Origin of the sequence: Thermomonospora curvata DSM 43183 (genome assembly GCF_000024385.1) — a bacterium.
GTDB classification, from domain to species: Bacteria; Actinomycetota; Actinomycetes; order Streptosporangiales; family Streptosporangiaceae; genus Thermomonospora; species Thermomonospora curvata.
In genome coordinates this window covers 1,676,804-1,693,558 of record NC_013510.1, presented here as the reverse complement: position 1 = coordinate 1,693,558, position 16,755 = coordinate 1,676,804, and the positions used below count along the sequence as shown (strand labels likewise).

Below are 16,755 nucleotides of genomic sequence, written 5' to 3'. Positions count from 1 at the left end.
CGGCCCTTCCGGTACCCAGGCCGCGGCCTCAAGGGGACCCAAAGCCCGCGGCCGCACGCCCGCCCCGGCGTCTTGGACGTCCGTGCACCGGAAGGGAAAGCCGGCCGATGCGCCGGCTGTCCGGCGCGGCCCGGCGCGACGCCCGGGCTGCGCCGGGCCGCGCCTTGCAGGAGAGAGCCGAGCGATAAGACGCGTAGATCGAGCACCACAAGCGCCGGGTTCATGTCCGCCAAGAGCCGGGCGGCATCGCTGAACCTTTTCAACACGCCGTCTCCGCAGGCCGAGACGGGAACGTCGCAGTCAGGGGCGATGCCATGACCTGGAAGGCCGCGGCACCGGCCACTATCGAGGCTGCCGTCTCCGGCCTTTTGGGCACGTGTTGGGAAAGGCTCGCCGTCAAGGGCGACGTCGTGACCTTCGATGACACGGCACCGGACCGCATCGGGGCCGCCATTTCCGGCAGCCAGGGCCGCGTAGTGCGGAAAATTCCCTACTGGAGATCGCCCTGTCCTCTTTTGCTGGAGGAGCATCGGGCGAATTTCATGCGAGGGGTGTGCCATGACGTACCCCATCTCCCCCTCCCTGCCTCCGCTCCGCCTTCGGCTGGGCTGCCAGTTGCCGCATCGGCGTTCCTTCGTGCGGTGGATCCTGGCCGCAGCCGGGCTGGGCATACTCGTGGCGGCGCTCGCCGCCGCCGAGGACCCCTACCACCGGCTCCGGCAGTTCGGTCAGGTCATGGCGTGCGAGCAGAGCGTCGGCGGTTGCTTCGCCCGTGAGCAAGGCCTCATCGTCAGTCGTCGCACCGACACCACAACGGCAAGCGACACCGGCGAGCGGATCACTCTTTACAAGATCACCTTCCAGCGAGCCGACGGTTCCCGGCAGACCCACAATGTGGAATCAGATTTCTACCGCGAGGCCCGCCCCGGACAACCGATCACACTGCGGATCTGGGAGGGGGAGGTCGTCGCAGCGGAGGTGGCGGACGAACTAGAGGAGTTCCCGCCGACAGTCGGCGGCGAATTCCAAGGGTGGCTGATCCTCGCCCACCTCGGCCTCGGCGTCATGCTGTGGGGGCTGTTCTTCGGCTGGTGGGACGGGTTTCCCCTGTTCTCATACCGTGCGTTCGCCTGGACATTCATGAGCTTCTACCCGTCGTCCGTGGCCGTGGACGCTTTGAGCCATACCCTCCCTCCCGGCCCCGGTCTCCTCGTTGTCCTCGCGATAGGCGTCTTCTTCGTGGGGATTCCCTGCCTCATGCTGCTGCCCATGCTCGGTGGGCCCGGTGAGTGGCGAACAGCGCCGATCGTGGCCATGTCGCCGCCATCTGCCCCGGAAAGACGGTCCCATCGCGACGCCCCGGCGGCGCCCTTTCCGTGCTGCGCCTGCCCCTGCCGGCACGCCGGGCAGCCGTCCCGGGCTCCCTCACCCGGTGACGGCGGTCTTGTAGGGCTCCAGGTGGGCCAGGAGGGTGTGGTGGGCCTCCCAGCCGTCGGGGAACTTGACGGGGACGTTGAGGTGGACGGGGTCGTCGACGGGGTGGGCGTCCAGCAGGTCGGGGATGCCGGCGCGGGCGACGACCACGCAGGCGTGGCGGTGCCGGGAGGTCAGCACGCACAGCCGGCCCGCCTCCAGGTGGAAGGCGGTGGCGTCGCGGCGGCCCGACAGGGGGTGCACCACGACGACCACCTCGAACTCCCGGCCTTGGAGGCGGTTGGCGGTGTCGACGACGATCTCCTCGGCGCCCGCCACGCCGGTGCCGGCTAGGGCGCGGCGCACCTGGTCGGCCTGATCGCGATGGACGACGCCGACGGCGATGTCGGCGGGGGTCAGCGCCCGGCCGTCCGGATGGTGCTCGCATCGTTCCACGGTGCCGCGGGCCAGGAAGCGGGCGGCCAGTGCGGCGGCGGCACCGCAGACCTGCGGATCGGTGCGCTGGGTGTGGCGGGCGGGCAGCTCGTGCAGCGCCCAGCCGTGGCGGCGGGCCGTCTCCAAGGTCTCATCCAGCGCAGAGCCGATGCCGGCGACGGTGAACTCCAGGCGGCGCTCCTCTTCGGCGGTCCCGGCGGCGAACCCGGTGTAGGGGTAGAAGGCCGGGGACACCAGCGCGGCCGCCGAGGGCGGCAGCCGCCACGACACCGGCAGGCGGCGCTGGACGACCGTGTCGGCGTTGTGGTTGAGCAGCACGTCGACGGCGTTCAGGCGGGGGTCGTAGGCCAGCCCGGCCCACCGGTCGGTCTCCACCACCGCGAACGGGTCGAGCTGGCCGGGGTCGCCGACGAACAGGGCGCGGTCGAACTGGGGGGCCACCAGCAGCAGCGCGTCCGAGCGCATCTGGTAGGCCTCGTCCACGATCGCCCACCGGCGGTGGTGGCCCTCGACGGTGGCCCACTTGGCGGCGGTGCCCAGCGTGATGTGGCAGTCGTCCAGTTCGGCCGGTTTGGTGGCGACGCGGACCGCGGCCGAGCCGAGCAGCGGGCCGCGGTAGTCGGTGCTGCTGAGCCGGCCGATGCGCAGCGCGGGCGCCTCGGCGGCCAGCCGGGAGGCCAGGTCGTCGACCTGGTTGTTGGTCTGCGCGACGATCATGATCTGCTCGCCGGCCGCCACCAGGGCGCGAGCGGCGCGGCGGACCAGGGTGGACTTGCCGGCGCCGGGCGGGGAGTCCACGACCACACCGCGCCCGGCCCCCGGGGCGGTGAGGGCGGCCAGGTCGTCCAGGATGGCGCGGACCGCGGCCTCGGAGGCGGCGGAGGCGTCGGGAAGGTCGGTGGCTGTCATGGCTCCTCGGGCTGCGGGACGTCACCCGGCTGGGACGGCGGGCCGCCGTGGGTCCACGGCGTCTCCTCGGCGGCGGGGTACTTGGGGCTGCCCCGCCAGCTGGGCACGGGGGTGTAGCAGACCGTCTCCCCTATGTCGGGCACCACGTCCGGCGGCAGCTCCTTCCTGTTGCCCATGCCCGACACCAGTTCCAAAAGGATCAGGTGCGCCTGCGGCCCGTCCGGGGTGACCTGGCAGATGCGGACGGTCTTGCCCGGGTGCCGGGGGCTGGCCAGCGTGCGGGTGGTGTCATAGGGCGGCGGGTCCTCGGTGCGGACGGTGAAGCGGGGGCGGCGGACGGGTCTGCCGGTGGGGCTCTGCCCGAGGTGCTCCAGGTCCCGGTCGACCACCACGCCGCCGAACGCCTCCCCGGTGGTGCGGCGCTCGGCGAGGACGAACGGGTCGTCCAGCGCCCGCTGGTCGTCGAACAGCTGCTGGGCGCGTTCCAGGGAGGCCAGCCGGATGGCGGCGTCCACGGCCCGGTCGTGGATCGGCTGGGGCGGGCCGCCGTCGCGGATGTGCTGGGACATGGCGGTGAAGCGCAGCCGGTCGTCCTCCCAGCGGCGCAGGCAGCCGGCCGCCTCGGGGATGGCGCGCAGCAGCTCCAGCCCGTCCCAGATCCGCTGCCAGGTGGGGGCGAGCTGGCCCGCCACGGCCTGGCGCAGCCGGGCGGCGGCCTGGCGGGCGGCCTCCTCGTCCCCGGCGGCGACGGCCTCGTCGTAGGCCTGCATCGCCGGCTGCAGTTCCACCTCATCGAAGGTGGGGTCGGTGGCCGGGCCGGCGGGCGGGAAGTCCACCGGGTTCTCGGCGGCCAGCGCGGCCCGGGCGCCGTCCAGGCCGTCCGGCGGGTCGATCCAGGCCAGCAGTTTGGCGAGGTTGGCGTCCTCCAGCCGGCTCTGCCCGGTGGCCCAGTGGGCGGTCAGCTGCTCGGTGAGCGTCAGCAGCAGCGAAGAGCCGGGGTATTCGGCGCGTTCGGTGAAGAAGGTCAGCCACTGGCCCAGGTGCGCCACGGCCTGGTCGCCGCCGTCTTCGCCGGGGCGCTGGAAGCGGGTGGCGCGGCCCATCAGGCGCAGGTAGTCGGCGGTGGGCCGGTTGGCCACCACCAGCTGCGGGGCGTCGGTGCAGATCGGCTGGGCGGGCCTGGTGCGGGTCGCCGGCAGCTCCTGCCGGTCGTCTTCGCAGCGGGCGATGTGGGCCAGCACGACGGCGGCCAGCTCGCGGTAGAACTCCTGCCGCAGGTCGCGGTTGCGGGGCTGGGGGACGGTGAGCGTCACCGCCTCATCCCGGCGGGTGCCCGCCATGCACGCCAGGGGGGCGGTGGCCTCCCCCGACAGGTTCAGCACGACCAGGACCAGCGGCTCGTCCGTCAGGTGGTGGTGGCGGACCCGGCACAGCGGTTCGGCCCTGCCCTGCCGGGCGGCGCGCAGGCGGGCCAGGGCGGCCAGAGTGCTCATGCCGCTCCCCCGGCCGACCGGGCGGGAGGCCGCTCGGCGCGCTCCCCGGCGGGTTCGGTGCCGGGACGCGACGGCCTGGCCGGCTCTCCGGCCAGTTCGGCGCGCAGCCGTTCGGCGTGCCGCAGCGCCCGGGCGATGTCGGCCTGTTCCTCGGTGGGGGCGCGGGTGCCCTCGGCCAGCGCCAGGGCGGCCTCGACGGTGTCGATGCCGCCCAGCACGTCCGCCACGTCCGGGCCGAACACATCGAGGGAGCCGCGCTCGCGCGCCTCGCTGCGGCACAGCCCGGCCAGCTCGCAGCGGGCGATGCAGCCGGGCCGGTAGCGGGACGGGACCTGCCGCAGGTGGGCGGTCAGTTCTTCGGGCGGACGGGTGGGCCGGCCGCACTCGTCGGGGGCCAGGTCGAAGGTCAGCCCCGGCGGCAGCGGCTCCAGCAGCTCCTCCACCCGGCGCATGCGCCGCAGCTGCCGCCGGATCGTCGCGATCTGCTTGCGGGCGTCCACCTGCGTGGCGGTCGGCGTGTTGCCGAAGTTCTTCGGCGTCACCAGCACCACCGAGGTGGCGACGACGTCGGGGTCGACGCCGTGCTCGGCGAACATCTCCTGCAGCGCCACCACGTAGACGGCGGCCTGCTTGACGGCCGCGGCGGCGTGCTCGGGGTCGGCCCGGCCGTCGATGACCGGGAACGATTTGATCTCCACCACGTGGAAGCGGCCGGCGGCCTTGAGGGCCACCAGGTCCGGTTCCAGGTAGACGGGGACGCCGCCGATCTGCAGCCGCAACAGCGGGTGGTCGAACAATGTGCCCGGCTCCCTGCCGGCGGCGGCCGCCAGCAGCCGCCGGCAGGTGTTGCGGTGGCGCAGCTCGCGGCCGGTGTTGTCGCCGACCGTCTCCAGCGGGACGTAGGCGACTTCTTCCAGCGGCAGTTCCAGCTCCTGCCGCAGCAGGGCGAGCAGCAGCGCCGCGCCGTTGTCCTTGAGCCGCCGTTCGAAGTCGCGTCCGCGGGCCAGGGCGAACGGCGACATGCCGAACTGCCAGGGGTGGCCGGCCCGGCGGGCGATCTTGCCCTTGTCGGCGCCGCAGGCGTCCAGCAGCGCCCGGCGGGCGCAGCCGGGGTTGGCGCTGAGCCCGGCCAGGGTGCGGGCGTCGTGGTTCACCGGCGGTGCGGCGCCCCGGAGCGCGGCCAGGCGGGCGGCGGCAGAGTCCACAGCGAAAACCCTGTTCAGTACGCGATGACGGTCGTCAGGTTGCGGGCGGTCACCGGGCCGGCCTGCCGGAAGGCCCGGTCAGCGTCCCATGGTGGCGCGGCCCGGCACGGGAGCGAGCCGGATTCCGAAAAGCCGCTCCGTGTCGCCGAGGCGGCGGGCGCGTTCGGCGGCGGCCGCGCGTTCCCGCCGGTCGGTCTCGGCGTGGATCGCCAGCTCGGTCTCGGCGGCCCGGGCCACCTGCTCGGGGTCGGCGCGGGCGGCGCCGCGGGCGGGGGGCGGCAGGGCGTCGGGAATGCCGGCTGCGAGCTCCTGCAGCAGCCGCTCGGCCCGCGCCCTGGCCTGCGGCGGCCAGGGCCTGCCCGCCCTGCGGCGGGCGAGGACCTCGGTGGAGATCCGCACCGCGGCGGTCAGGAAGTCCACCCGGGGGCTGTGCGGGCCGATGATCCGCCGCTCCAGCGGCCAGGTGCTCACCGTCAGCAGCCCCCGCGCCGGGGCCAGCAGGTCGGCGGTCAGCGCCGGGCACAGGTAGTAGGGGCGGGCGCCGGGGGCCGACCGGTAGGAGCGCTCCTCGTCCCGCCGCAGGTTCCACAGCCGGGAGGCCGGCAGGTCGCCGGGGAAGAAGGCGTCGTGCACGGCGCTGATGAGCCTGGGCGCGGCGGCCACCCCCAGCAGCGTCAGCACCCGGTGCGCCTGCTCGCGGGCGGGCAGCCGCCTGGGGGCCTTGCGCTCGGCCGGGGCGGCGAGCTCCTCCCATTCCCGCTCGGTGCGGCGCAGCTCGGCCCGCAGCCTGCGGGCCCGTGCCGAGTCCCGCTGCACCAGCGCCGCCCGGAGCGCGCGCCGCAGGGAGGCCATGCGCTCTTCGAGCTCCTCCAGGGCCGCCTCGTCGTCGCGCACGGCCGCAGGCTACCAAGCCGTTGCGACATTCCCGCCGGGCCCGATTTTCTCTTCGCTTCGCCATCTGGGCCATTGCGCCAATTCCATTGCATCGCGTCTTCCATTGCATCGCGTCGGCACCGGTTTTTACGCTGTGCCGACGACAGCGTGTAGCTCAGTAGCCAGAGCGCCGGGCTTGGGACCCGGAGGGCGCGGGGGCGGAACCCGCCACGCTGGCTATGGGCGACTTCACCGGCGGCGCCCCGCGGGCGCAGGCGAACCCCGGCTACGCCGCCGGGCAGATGGCCAAGGCGTTCCTCACCGCGGCCGTTCACGAGGACGAGCAGACCCGGCGCCGGGCTGCCGAGCGGCCGGCGCGCTGGAGGTGCTGGAGGAGATCGGGCCGTTCGCCGACCGGCTGCGTTTCCTGCCCCGGCCCTCCGGGGCGCCGCAGAAGGCGTCCCTGACGCAGCGCTGGACGGTCGGGCAGGTGCGCGAGCGGCTGGCGGCGCGGCGGCCCAGCGCGGCGGTCGCGGCGATGAACGAGGCGCTGACGGTGTGGAACCCGTTCGCCGACGAGCTGCTGGCGCGCTACCGCCGGCTGGCCGCCGAGCACACCTTGTGCACCAAGCACCGCAACCCCAAGGAGAACCTGGCGATCTTGCGCACGGCGCTGCAGGACGTGCTGGAGGGCCGCCGGCCGTCCCGGCTGCTGCAGCACGCCGTGGACTCGATGGTCGCCGAGCGCGGCCGGCAGGCGGGCCTTGCGGTGCCGCTGGTGGAGGAATTGGCCGCCGACATTTTCATGGGCTCCTTCTCGGCCAAGTTCCGCGACGCCGCACTGCCGGCCGCCGACGTGATGGAGGGCGGCCTTTACGCGCGGTACTGCGGCATCGACTACGCCGCGGTCCGCGACCTGGCCGACGCTCCGCTCGGCGAGCGGTTCGGCACGCGCGTCTGCGAGGGCTTCACCGCGCTGTGCCGGCGGCGCGCCGGCATCCGGGAGAGGCGGTGGTCGGTGCCGTCCAACGGCATGCTGATCGAGCAGGCGCAGATCCTGACCACGCACAACCTGGCCGCGCTGGTCCGCCCGATCGGCCTCTCCCCCTCCCCCGGCCGGCCCGACCCGGCCCGCCGCGCCTTCGAAGGGGTCTGCCGCCAGGTCGGGCGCGTGTTCGGCAATCCGCGTCCGCTGCGGGCCGTCAAGGACGCCGCCTACGCCTGGCGGCAGACGCTGTTCTCCATGTCGCTGTGCACCCCGGCGGAACAGGACGCCCTGGCCGCCTGGATGCAGGAGGAGCTCCGGCGGCGCCCGGCGCAGACCATCATCCGCCTGAACCCGGTGCTCACCGGTTTGCGCCACGTCCTGGCCGGCGGCGACCTGGACGACGGCTCCGCCCCCGCCGCCCGCCGCTTCCTGGGCTGGCAGGAGGGCGGGCACTGGATGCGGACGGGCGGCTGAGGCGCCGCAAATCGTCTTCGCCGCAACTCGGGGCGGTTGTGCTCCGTCACAGGGAGGTTTGGCGGATCCGGAAGGCGGTGGCATGCTCGCTTGAGTGCGTCACAGGGAGGGGTCCGCCGGGGAGGCCGTGCGGCCGCCGCGGATCCCGCGGCTGGATCCGGAGACCGAACGCGCCATCGCCCGGGCGTTTTCGCTGCTGCTGCCGCAGGTGGACCGGATCGCCGAGGAGATCACCCGGGTGCTGCTGGAGACCGACCCCTACTGGCGCGAGCAGTCCCCCCAGTTGCAGGCCGACCAGCGCCGCACCACCCGGGAGCACGTGCGGCGCGGCATTCAGGCCATGGCGGGGCTGGCGCCGCCGGAGGAGCACCCGGTGGAGCTGTGGCGGGAGACCGGGCGGACCCGGGCCCGCCAGGGGGTGCCGCTGGACCGGGTGCTCAACGCCTACAACCTGGGCGCCCGCACCCTGTGGGAGGCGCTGCTGCGGCTGCGCTGGGACCACAAGGTCGACATCGACGAGCATCTGCTGCTGCTGGCCGGGCAGCGGCTGTGGACGGCGCTGGATGTGCAGAACGCCACGCTGGTGGAGGCCTACCGGCGGGAGAGCGCCCGGCTGCAGCGCCGCGACCTGCAGCGGCAGCAGAACTTCCTGGACGGGCTGGTGGACGGGCGCGGCACCGACCCGCAGTTCTCCAAGGAGGCGCGTGAGGCGCTGGGGGTGGCGCCGGGCGACCCGGTGGCGTGCGTGGTGGCGCTGCTGGAGGAGCCGCACGACGATCCGCTGCGCGCGCCCCAGGACGGGCTGGAGAGGCTGGGCGTCTCCTCGCACTGGCATGTGCGCGGCGGCACCTACTTCGGGCTGGTCTGCCACGGCGGGTTCACCGTGGACGAGCTGGTGGAGGCGCTGCGGCCGGGAGTGGCGGGCCGGGTCGGCGTGGCGGCGGCCCACGACGGCGTGGCCGGGTTCGCCACCGCCTACCGGCTGGCCGCCCGCGCCGCCGAGTCGCTGCCGCGCGGCTCCCAGCGGATCGTCACCGTCGCCGAGCGGCTTCCGGAGGTGCTGGTGGCCGGCAGCCCGGAGGTGGTGCCGGTGCTGGTGCGGGAGACGGTCGGGCCGCTGCTGGCCCTGCCGCCGGCGCAAAAGGACATGCTGCTGCGCACGCTGGCGGCGCTGCTGGCGCACAACGGGTCGGCGACCCAGGCCGCGCAGGTGCTGTTCTGCCACCGCAACACGGTGCTCTACCGGGCCAAGCAGATCGAGGCGCTCACCGGCCGCGACCTGCAGAACGCCCGCGACCGGCTGGAGCTGTCCCTGGGGATGATCGCCGCAGGTCACGACCCGGGCGAGCAGCCCCCGTCCTGACCGCCGGGGCGAAGTCGTCCGGTCCGAGCGCCCCTGCCCCAGAACGCGCCCGGCGCATTCCGGGGCAGGACGCAGCCGGGCGGCCCGCCGAGGCCGGCGGGCCGCCACGAGCAGGGTCTCAGGCTGCGGGCAGGTCGACCAGGTCCGCCAGGCGGGCGTGGTGGGCGCCCGGGGTGCCGAAGGCGAGCTGGTCGGCCTTGGCGCGCTTGAGGTACAGGTGCGCCGGGTGCTCCCAGGTCATGCCGATGCCGCCGTGCAGCTGGATGCACTCTTCGGCGGCCAGCACCGCCGCGTCGGCGCAGTAGGCCTGGGCCAGCGAGGCGGCGACCGGACGGTCGGGGTCGTCGGCGGCCAGTGCCGCGGCGGCGTACCGGGCGGCGGCGCGGGCCGACTCGACCATCACATACAGGTCGGCCAGGCGGTGCTTGAGGGCCTGGAAGCCGCCGACGATCCGGCCGAACTGGCGGCGGACCTTCAGGTAGGCCACGGTGGTGTCCAGGCACCACTGGGCCACGCCGAGCTGCTCGGAGGCCATCAGCGCGGCCCCGGTCTCCAGCGCGGCGCGCACCGCCCGCTCGGCGGCCTCCCCTTCGGCCACCGCGTCGGCCGGCGCCCCGGTCACGTCCACGTCGGCGATCTGCCGGGTCATGTCCAGGGAGGTCAGCGGTGTGATGCGGGCCGCCTCGGCGGGCACCCGGTGCAGCTGCAGGCCGCCTTCGGTGCGGACGGGCACCAGCAGCACGTCGGCCTCCAGGGCGCCGGCCACGCTGGTGGCCGTCCCCTGCAGCGCGCCGCCATCTGCGGTCACCGCCGGGATCGGCCCGTCAGGGGAGGTGGTCAGCGGCACCGCCAGCGCCGCGGTCTGCTCCCCGGCGGCCAGCGGCCCCAGCAGATTTCCGGCCCCGGCCTCCACCAGCGCGGTGGTGGCGACGACGGCGCTGGTCAAAAACGGCACGGGGGCGACGAAGCGGCCCAGTTCCTCCAGCACCACCGACGCCTCGCGGGCCGAGGCGCCGGCGCCGCCGTGCTCCTCGGGCACCAGCAGGGCGGCCAGCCCCAGTTCACCGGCCAGGGCCTGCCACAGCTCCCGCTGCCCGGCGTCCCCGCCGTCGTAGAGGGCGACCACCTTCTCGGGGGCGCACCGCTTGGCCAGCAGGGAGCGGACGCTGTCGCGCACCGACTCTTCGACGTCGGTGTACAACAGGTTGAGATCCTCGCTCATGCCTTCTCCTCACTTGCCTGCGGTGCGGTCACCGGGGCAGGTCCTTCCATGGGACGTTCTTGTCGACGCGCGGCTCGGGGGGCAGGCCCAGCACGCGTTCGGCGACGATGTTGCGCAGGATCTCCGAGGTGCCGCCCTCGATGGAGTTGCCCTTGGCGCGCAGGTACCGGTAGCCGGCGTCCTTGCCGGTGAAGACGACGATGTCGGGGCGCTTCATCGTCCAGTCGCCATAGCGCAGCCCTTCCTCGCCGAGCAGTTCGATCTCCAGGCCGGAGAGCTGCTGGGACAGCCGGGCGAAGGTGAGCTTGGACGCCGACCCCTCGGGGCCGGGCTGCCCGGCGGCCAGCTTCTGCCGCAGCCGCTTGCCGGTCAGGCGGGCCACCTCGGCCTCCACCCACAGCCGCATCAGCCGGGCGTGCAGGTCGGGGCGGCGCAGCTCGGGCCGGCGCCGCCAGGTGTCGGCGACGACCCCGATCATGCCGCCTTCGCGGGGGATGTCGCCGCCGCCGATGGCGACCCGCTCGTTCATCAGCGTGGCGGTGGCCACCTGCCAGCCCTGCCCGCGCTCGCCCAGCCGGTGCTCGTCGGGGATGCGCACGTCGGTCAGGAAGACCTCGTTGAACTCCGCCTCCCCGGTGATCTGCCGCAGCGGCCGGACCTCCACGCCCGGGTCGCGCATGTCGCACAGGAAGTACGTCATGCCGCGGTGCTTGGGCGCCTCGGGGTCGGTGCGGGCCACCAGGATCCCCCAGTGGGCCTTGTGGGCGCCGGAGGTCCACACCTTCTGCCCGTTGACCACCCAGTACTCGCCGTCCCACTCGGCCCGGGTGGCGAGCGCGGCCAGGTCCGAGCCGGCGCCCGGTTCGCTGAACAGCTGGCACCAGATCTCCTCGCCCGTCCACAGCGGGCGCAGGAAGCGTTTCTTCTGCTCCTCGGTGCCGTAGGCGAGGATGGTCGGGGCGGCCATGCCCAGCCCGATGCCGTTGCGGCGCGGGTCGTTGTCGGGGGCGCCGGCCTTGGCCAGCAGGCGGTCCACGTGGGCCTGCAGCTCCCGGGGCAGGCCCAGCCCGCCCAGCCCTTCGGGGAAGTGCACCCAGGCCAGCCCGGCGTCGAAGCGGGCGCGCAGGAACTCCAGCCGGTCGGTGCGGGCCGGGTCGTATTCGGCCAGCAGCTTCTCGACCCGCCGGGTGAGGTCTTTGATCATCTCTTCGGTACCGGTCATCTCAGGCCACCAGCAGCGACAGCGATTCGGCCACGCAGGCGGGCTTGTCGCCGCCTTCGCGTTCGACCGTGACCTTGACCTTGACGCGGGTGCCGGCGGGGGTGTGGGTCAGCTCCAGCAGCTCCACGCCCGCCCGCAGCCGGGAGCCGACCGGCACCGGGGAGGGGAAGCGGACCTTGTCGCAGCCGTAGTTGATGCCCATCTTCAGGCCGTCCACCCGGTAGACCTGCTGCACCAGCTTCGGCAGCAGGGACAGGGTCAGGTACCCGTGGGCGATGGTGGTGCCGAAGGGGCCCGCCTTGGCCTTTTCGGTGTCCACGTGGATCCACTGGTGGTCGCCGGTGGCCTCGGCGAACTTGTCGATCTGCTCTTGGGTGACGGTGTGCCAGTCGCTGTATCCCAGGTGCGTGCCGACTGCCTTTTCCAGTTCGGCGACGCCGTTGAAAACCTTCACGGTGTGTATCTCCTCCCCCTGCTCCGGTCAGCCGCGCGGTCCGCCCGCCACATAGAGGACCTGACCGGAGACGAACCCGGCTCCTTCGCTGACGAAGAAGGACACCGCGTGCGCGATGTCCTCAGGACGCCCGGTGCGCTGGACCGGGATCTGCTTGGCCGCGGCCGCTTTGAACTCCTCGAACGGCACGCCGACGCGGGCGGCGGTGGCGGCGGTCATCTCGGTCTCGATGAAGCCCGGGGCGATGGCGTTGGCGGTGATGCCGAACTTGCCCAGCTCGATCGCGAGGGTCTTGGTGAAGCCCTGCAGGCCGGCCTTGGCGGCCGAGTAGTTGGCCTGGCCGCGGTTGCCCAGGGCCGAGGTGGACGACAGGTTGACGATGCGGCCCCACTTGGCCTCGGTCATGTACTTCTGCGCCGCCCGGGTCATCAGGAACGCCCCGCGCAGGTGCACGGCCATCACCGCGTCCCAGTCGTCGGTGCTCATCTTGAACAGCAGGTTGTCGCGGATGATCCCGGCGTTGTTGACCAGGACGAGCGGCGGGCCGAGCTCGGCGGCCACGCGTTCGACGGCGGCGGTGACGGCCTGCTCGTCGGCCACGTCGCAGCCGACCGCCAGCGCCCGGCCCCCGGCCGCCTCGATCTCGGCGACGACCGGCTTGCAGGCGTCCTCGGCCAGGTCGAGCACGGCCACCGCCAGCCCGTCACCGGCCAGCCGTTTGGCCACCGCGGCGCCGATGCCCCGCGCCGCGCCGGTCACGATGGCGGTACGGGATGCCTGCTGGGTCATGAATGTCCTCCTCGTGGTCTGTTCAGCGGACGTTCCCGGGCCGTCACGACAGCCGTTCCAGCACCATCGCCATGCCCTGGCCGCCGCCGACGCACATGGTCTCCAGGCCGTACTGCTTGTCGTGGAACTGCAGCGAGTTGATGAGGGTGGTGGTGATGCGGGCGCCGGTCATGCCGAACGGGTGGCCGACGGCGATGGCGCCGCCGTTGACGTTCAGCTTGTCGATGTCGATGCCCAGCTCCCGGTAGCAGGGGATGACCTGGGCGGCGAACGCCTCGTTGATCTCCACCAGGTCGATGTCGTCGATGGTCATCCCGGCGCGGCGCAGCGCCTGCCGGGACGCCTCGACGGGGCCGAGCCCCATGATCTCCGGGGACAGGCCGGAGACGCCGGTGGAGACGATCCGGGCCAGCGGGGTGATGCCCAGCTCGCGGGCCTTGGTGTCGGACATGATCACCAGGGCGGCGGCGCCGTCGTTGAGCGGGCAGCAGTTGCCGGCGGTGACCGTGCCGTCGGGGCGGAAGGCCGGCTTGAGGGCGGCGACCTTCTCCAGCGTGGTGCCCGGGCGGGGTCCGTCGTCGGCGCTGACCACCGTGCCGTCCGGCAGCGTGACGGGGGTGATCTCGCGCGCCCAAAAGCCGTTGGCGATGGCCTTTTCGGCCAGGTTCTGGCTGCGCACGCCGAACTCGTCCTGCTCGCGCCGGCTGATGCCCATCAGCTGCGCCACGTTCTCGGCGGTCTGCCCCATGGCGATGTAGACGTCCGGCAACTCGCCGCGCTCCCGCGGATCGCTCCACTGGCCGCCGCGGCCCTCGGTGAACTCCGCGGTGCGGGCGCGGGCATCGGCGAAGACCGGGTTGTGAGTGTCGGGCATGCCGTCGGCGCGGCCCTTGCCGTAGCGGCTGACGGTCTCCACGCCCGCGGAGATGAACACATCCCCCTCCCCGGCCTTGATGGCGTGGAAGGCCATGCGGGTGGTCTGCAGGCTGGAGGAGCAGTACCGGTTGACGGTCGTGCCGGGCAGGTGGTCGTAGCCGAGCAGCACCGCCACCACCCGGGCGAGGTTGTAGCCGGACTCACCGGCCGGCTGGCCGCAGCCCAGCATCAGGTCGTCGATGTCGGCCGGGTCCAGTTGCGGGACCTTCTCCAGGGCGGCGCGCACCATCTGCGCCGCCAGATCGTCCGGCCTCATCTCCTTCAACGACCCTTTGCCGGCGCGTCCGATGGGCGAACGCACAGCCGAGACGATCACTGCTTCAGGCATGACGGTCCTTGTCCTCGTGACGGCCGGGTGGCCGGTACCCGCTTGCAAAGTGGTCACCGGCTGCCACCGCGCGCCCTGACCGCGGCGGGTTTTGTGCGAACGCCCCCGCGCCCGGCCGGAAAACCGGTGAATGACGCCGATGGCACACGCCGGAGGATCTCACTGTCTGCACAAATTAGCCAGATCTCACAAGTCGTTCGATGCGGTTCGCACCACGAACTTTGTGCAGAACGCCCATGTCAGAAGGGGTGCACCCGGCCAAGGGTGGGCACCGTCCCAATATGGGAGGGAATCTGCTGGGGAAAATTCCCAATTGCCGAATCAGCGGGACGCCCGCGCTCAATGACGCGAAGGCGTCATGTCATTCACCAAGAGTGAGCGCGCCGGGCCGGGCGGGTCAGGAGTTCAGGCGGAGGCCGCCGACCAGGCCGTCGGCGTACTCCTCGGGGGACGGCTGGTCCTCCCGGCCCATCAGGAGCCGGTTGAAGGCATATCCCAGGCAGCCGTTGAGCAGCGTCCGGGCGGCGGCCAGGACGTCCACCCGCGCGCCGAGGCGGCCCAGCTCCCGCTCCCGGTTCAGGTAGCAGGCGACCGCCTTTTCGGCCTGCTGCTGGCCGATGCCGCGCGAGCGCATCATCTCCCGGTACTGGACGAGCTGGGCGGGGTCGGCCAGCACCGACGCCTTGGACGGCAGGAGGGCCTCATAGAAGTCGATGGTCGCCTGGGCGATCAGGACCAGGTTCTTGTGGACGTCGGCCCGGCCGGCGTTGCCCAGGATCTCTTCCATCGTCCTGACGTAGACCGGCAGGCGGTCCTGCAGCAGCGACAGGTGGACGTCCAGATGGGAGCGGCCGGCCGAACGCATGGGGAACCGGGTGTCGCTAGCCGCCTCCACCACGCGGCGGCGCACATCGTCCGCCGGGCGACGGGACGGGTCGGCAGAGCACTCCCGATCGGAATACATGGCCCTCCACGACTGCGAGGAGACGTCACGTCGCACCCTGCGCGGAACGGCCCGGCACGCCTGCGAAACCGCATCCCGCTCCGCACGGGGAGTCCCCAAGCGTAAGCGGTCCGGCGGCGCCTCAGGCGAACAGTTCACGAAAAGTTCTCACTCTTCTTGGCGCCCCGGCCGGCCGGGCGTCCTGCGCGCGGTGCGCTTGGAGGGCGGATGCGGCCGGGGCAAGCCGGTTCCAAGTCACCGCCAAGACACCGGGAGCACCCTGGTCATCGCAGGGCCCGGCGCCTGGGTGAGGGATGCGGCGCCAGGGCCGGTGGAGGGGATCGTCATGACGGAAATCGACCGCGGCGGGCATGCCGTCGTCATCGGGGCGGGCATCGCCGGCCTGCTGGCCGCCCGGGTGCTGGCGGAGCGTTTCGCCCGCGTCAGCGTCATCGACCGCGGCGAGCCGGCCGGTGCGTCCGCGGCGCGGGACCGCCACGCCCACCTGCTGCCGTCGCGGGGCTGCGAGGCGCTGGAGGGGCTGTTTCCCGGGCTGATCGGCGAACTGGCCGCCCTGGGCGCCGCCCGTTGTGATCTGCAGGGCGACTGCGCCTGGTACCACGGCGGGCGGCGGCTGCACCCGGCGCCTTCGCGGCTGCGCGGGCTGGCCGTCAGCCGGCCGCGGCTGCGGGAGGCGATCTGCGCCCGGGTGGAGGCCCTGCCGGGCGTGCGGATCCGCTTCCGCTGCGAAGCGGTGGGGCTGCTGCCGGAGGCCGGCGGGGTGCGCGTGCAGACGGCCGGCGGCCGCGCGGAGATCCCGGCCGACCTGGTGGTGAACGCCTCCGGGCGGGACGACCCCGGCATCGCCTGGCTGCGGGAACTGGGCTGCGCGCCGCCCGTGCAGGAGCACGCGGGCCCCGGGCCGGTCTGCGTGTCCCGCGAGTACCGCGCCCATCCCGGCGACGCCGACGCCGATGTGATCGCGGTCATGCCGGGGGCGGAGCCCCGCGGCGGGCTTGCGACCCGGGCCGAGGGCGGACGCTGGCTGATCACCGTGCTGGGCGCGGGCGAGGACGCGCTCTGCGCCGACCCGGACGCCTACGAGGCGTTCGCCGCCCGGCTGCCGATTCCCGACATTCACCGGCTCATGCTCAAACTGGACCCGGTCGGCCCGCCCCAGCTGACGCGCCCGGCCGCCGGGGTCCGCCGCCGCTACGAGCGCCTGCGCCACCTTCCCGGCCGGTATGTGGCGGTCGGTGACGCACTGTGTCATTTCGGTCCTTGTTCCTGGTATGACGTGACCGTGGCGGCCTGCCAGGCGCTGGTGCTGCGGGAGGCGCTGCGGGAGGGGACCGCCGATGCGGCCCGCCGGTTCTTCGCCAAGGCCGCCGAGGTCATCGACGCCCCCTGGGCGCTCGTGACCAAAGGCTCGTGGCTGGGGTGCAGCACGCCGCCCCGCCTGCGCAACGCCTATTTCGACCGGCTGCACGCGGCGGCCGAGGCCGACCCGGTGGTCGGCGACGCCGTCTTGCGCGTGGCCGCCTTGGCCGCTCCCCCGCGGCGGCTGCTCGCCCCGGGCATGCTGGCCCGCGTGCTGCGCCGCCGTCCCGAATGGGCCCTGCCGGTCCACCCGTGCCCGGTGCCGGCCGAGGACATGCTGCCGCTGCTGCCCGGGCAGGAGGGCTGA

General features: G+C 73.4%; 13 protein-coding genes and 1 tRNA gene. 4 read left to right on the top strand and 10 right to left on the bottom strand.

The features are described 5' to 3' along the window. Window positions 1-1,425: 1,425 nt before the first annotated feature. From TCUR_RS07290 to TCUR_RS07275, 4 genes are all read right to left on the bottom strand, one after another. Window positions 1,426-2,778, bottom strand: coding sequence for an AAA family ATPase (locus tag TCUR_RS07290; protein WP_012851845.1), 1,353 nt, complete (start codon window positions 2,776-2,778; stop codon window positions 1,426-1,428). Beyond that, complete coding sequence (locus tag TCUR_RS07285) at window positions 2,775-4,271, bottom strand: hypothetical protein (protein WP_012851844.1); 1,497 nt, start codon at window positions 4,269-4,271, stop codon at window positions 2,775-2,777. Before TCUR_RS07285 ends, TCUR_RS07290 begins: the two co-directional genes overlap by 4 nt. Next, window positions 4,268-5,476: a hypothetical protein gene (locus TCUR_RS07280; protein ID WP_012851843.1), complete on the bottom strand. Its 1,209-nt coding sequence runs from the start codon at window positions 5,474-5,476 to the stop codon at window positions 4,268-4,270. The genes TCUR_RS07285 and TCUR_RS07280 overlap by 4 nt, the downstream gene beginning before the upstream one ends. 78 nt (window positions 5,477-5,554) lie before the next feature. Continuing rightward, window positions 5,555-6,370, bottom strand: a complete 816-nt coding sequence (locus tag TCUR_RS07275) for a hypothetical protein (RefSeq protein ID WP_012851842.1) — start codon at window positions 6,368-6,370, stop codon at window positions 5,555-5,557. A gap of 143 nt (window positions 6,371-6,513) precedes the next feature. Here TCUR_RS07275 and TCUR_RS07270 point away from each other — a divergent pair. From TCUR_RS07270 to TCUR_RS07260, 3 genes are all read left to right on the top strand, one after another. Continuing rightward, window positions 6,514-6,586 (top strand) — tRNA-Pro (locus TCUR_RS07270). Window positions 6,587-6,734: 148 nt separating this feature from the next. Next, the gene (locus tag TCUR_RS26955) at window positions 6,735-7,811 is read left to right on the top strand and encodes a hypothetical protein (protein WP_012851841.1); all 1,077 of its coding nucleotides are present in this window, start codon (window positions 6,735-6,737) and stop codon (window positions 7,809-7,811) included. Window positions 7,812-7,905: 94 nt separating this feature from the next. Next, entirely contained in the window at window positions 7,906-9,174 is a 1,269-nt protein-coding gene (locus tag TCUR_RS07260; RefSeq protein ID WP_012851840.1) for a PucR family transcriptional regulator, read from the top strand. A 118-nt stretch (window positions 9,175-9,292) separates the two neighbouring features. On the opposite strand, the gene TCUR_RS07255 is transcribed toward TCUR_RS07260, so the two are convergent. From TCUR_RS07255 to TCUR_RS07230, 6 genes are all read right to left on the bottom strand, one after another. Next, entirely contained in the window at window positions 9,293-10,396 is a 1,104-nt protein-coding gene (locus TCUR_RS07255; protein WP_012851839.1) for an acyl-CoA dehydrogenase family protein, read from the bottom strand. Window positions 10,397-10,424: 28 nt separating this feature from the next. After that, on the bottom strand, window positions 10,425-11,618 hold the full coding sequence (locus tag TCUR_RS07250) for an acyl-CoA dehydrogenase family protein (RefSeq protein ID WP_012851838.1): 1,194 nt from the start codon (window positions 11,616-11,618) through the stop codon (window positions 10,425-10,427). Window position 11,619: 1 nt separating this feature from the next. Continuing rightward, the gene (locus TCUR_RS07245) at window positions 11,620-12,072 is read right to left on the bottom strand and encodes a MaoC family dehydratase (RefSeq protein ID WP_012851837.1); all 453 of its coding nucleotides are present in this window, start codon (window positions 12,070-12,072) and stop codon (window positions 11,620-11,622) included. 27 nt (window positions 12,073-12,099) lie between these two features. Continuing rightward, entirely contained in the window at window positions 12,100-12,861 is a 762-nt protein-coding gene (gene fabG / locus TCUR_RS07240; protein WP_012851836.1) for a 3-oxoacyl-ACP reductase FabG, read from the bottom strand. 43 nt (window positions 12,862-12,904) lie between these two features. Further along, window positions 12,905-14,125, bottom strand: a complete 1,221-nt coding sequence (locus TCUR_RS07235) for an acetyl-CoA C-acetyltransferase (RefSeq protein WP_012851835.1) — start codon at window positions 14,123-14,125, stop codon at window positions 12,905-12,907. Window positions 14,126-14,522: 397 nt separating this feature from the next. Then, window positions 14,523-15,089 (bottom strand): TetR/AcrR family transcriptional regulator C-terminal domain-containing protein, encoded by a 567-nt coding sequence (locus tag TCUR_RS07230; RefSeq protein ID WP_012851834.1) that lies wholly within the window; start codon window positions 15,087-15,089, stop codon window positions 14,523-14,525. Between the two features lie 325 nt (window positions 15,090-15,414). On the opposite strand from TCUR_RS07230, the gene TCUR_RS07225 reads away from it, so the two are divergent. Further along, on the top strand, window positions 15,415-16,755 hold the full coding sequence (locus TCUR_RS07225; protein WP_012851833.1) for an FAD-dependent oxidoreductase: 1,341 nt from the start codon (window positions 15,415-15,417) through the stop codon (window positions 16,753-16,755).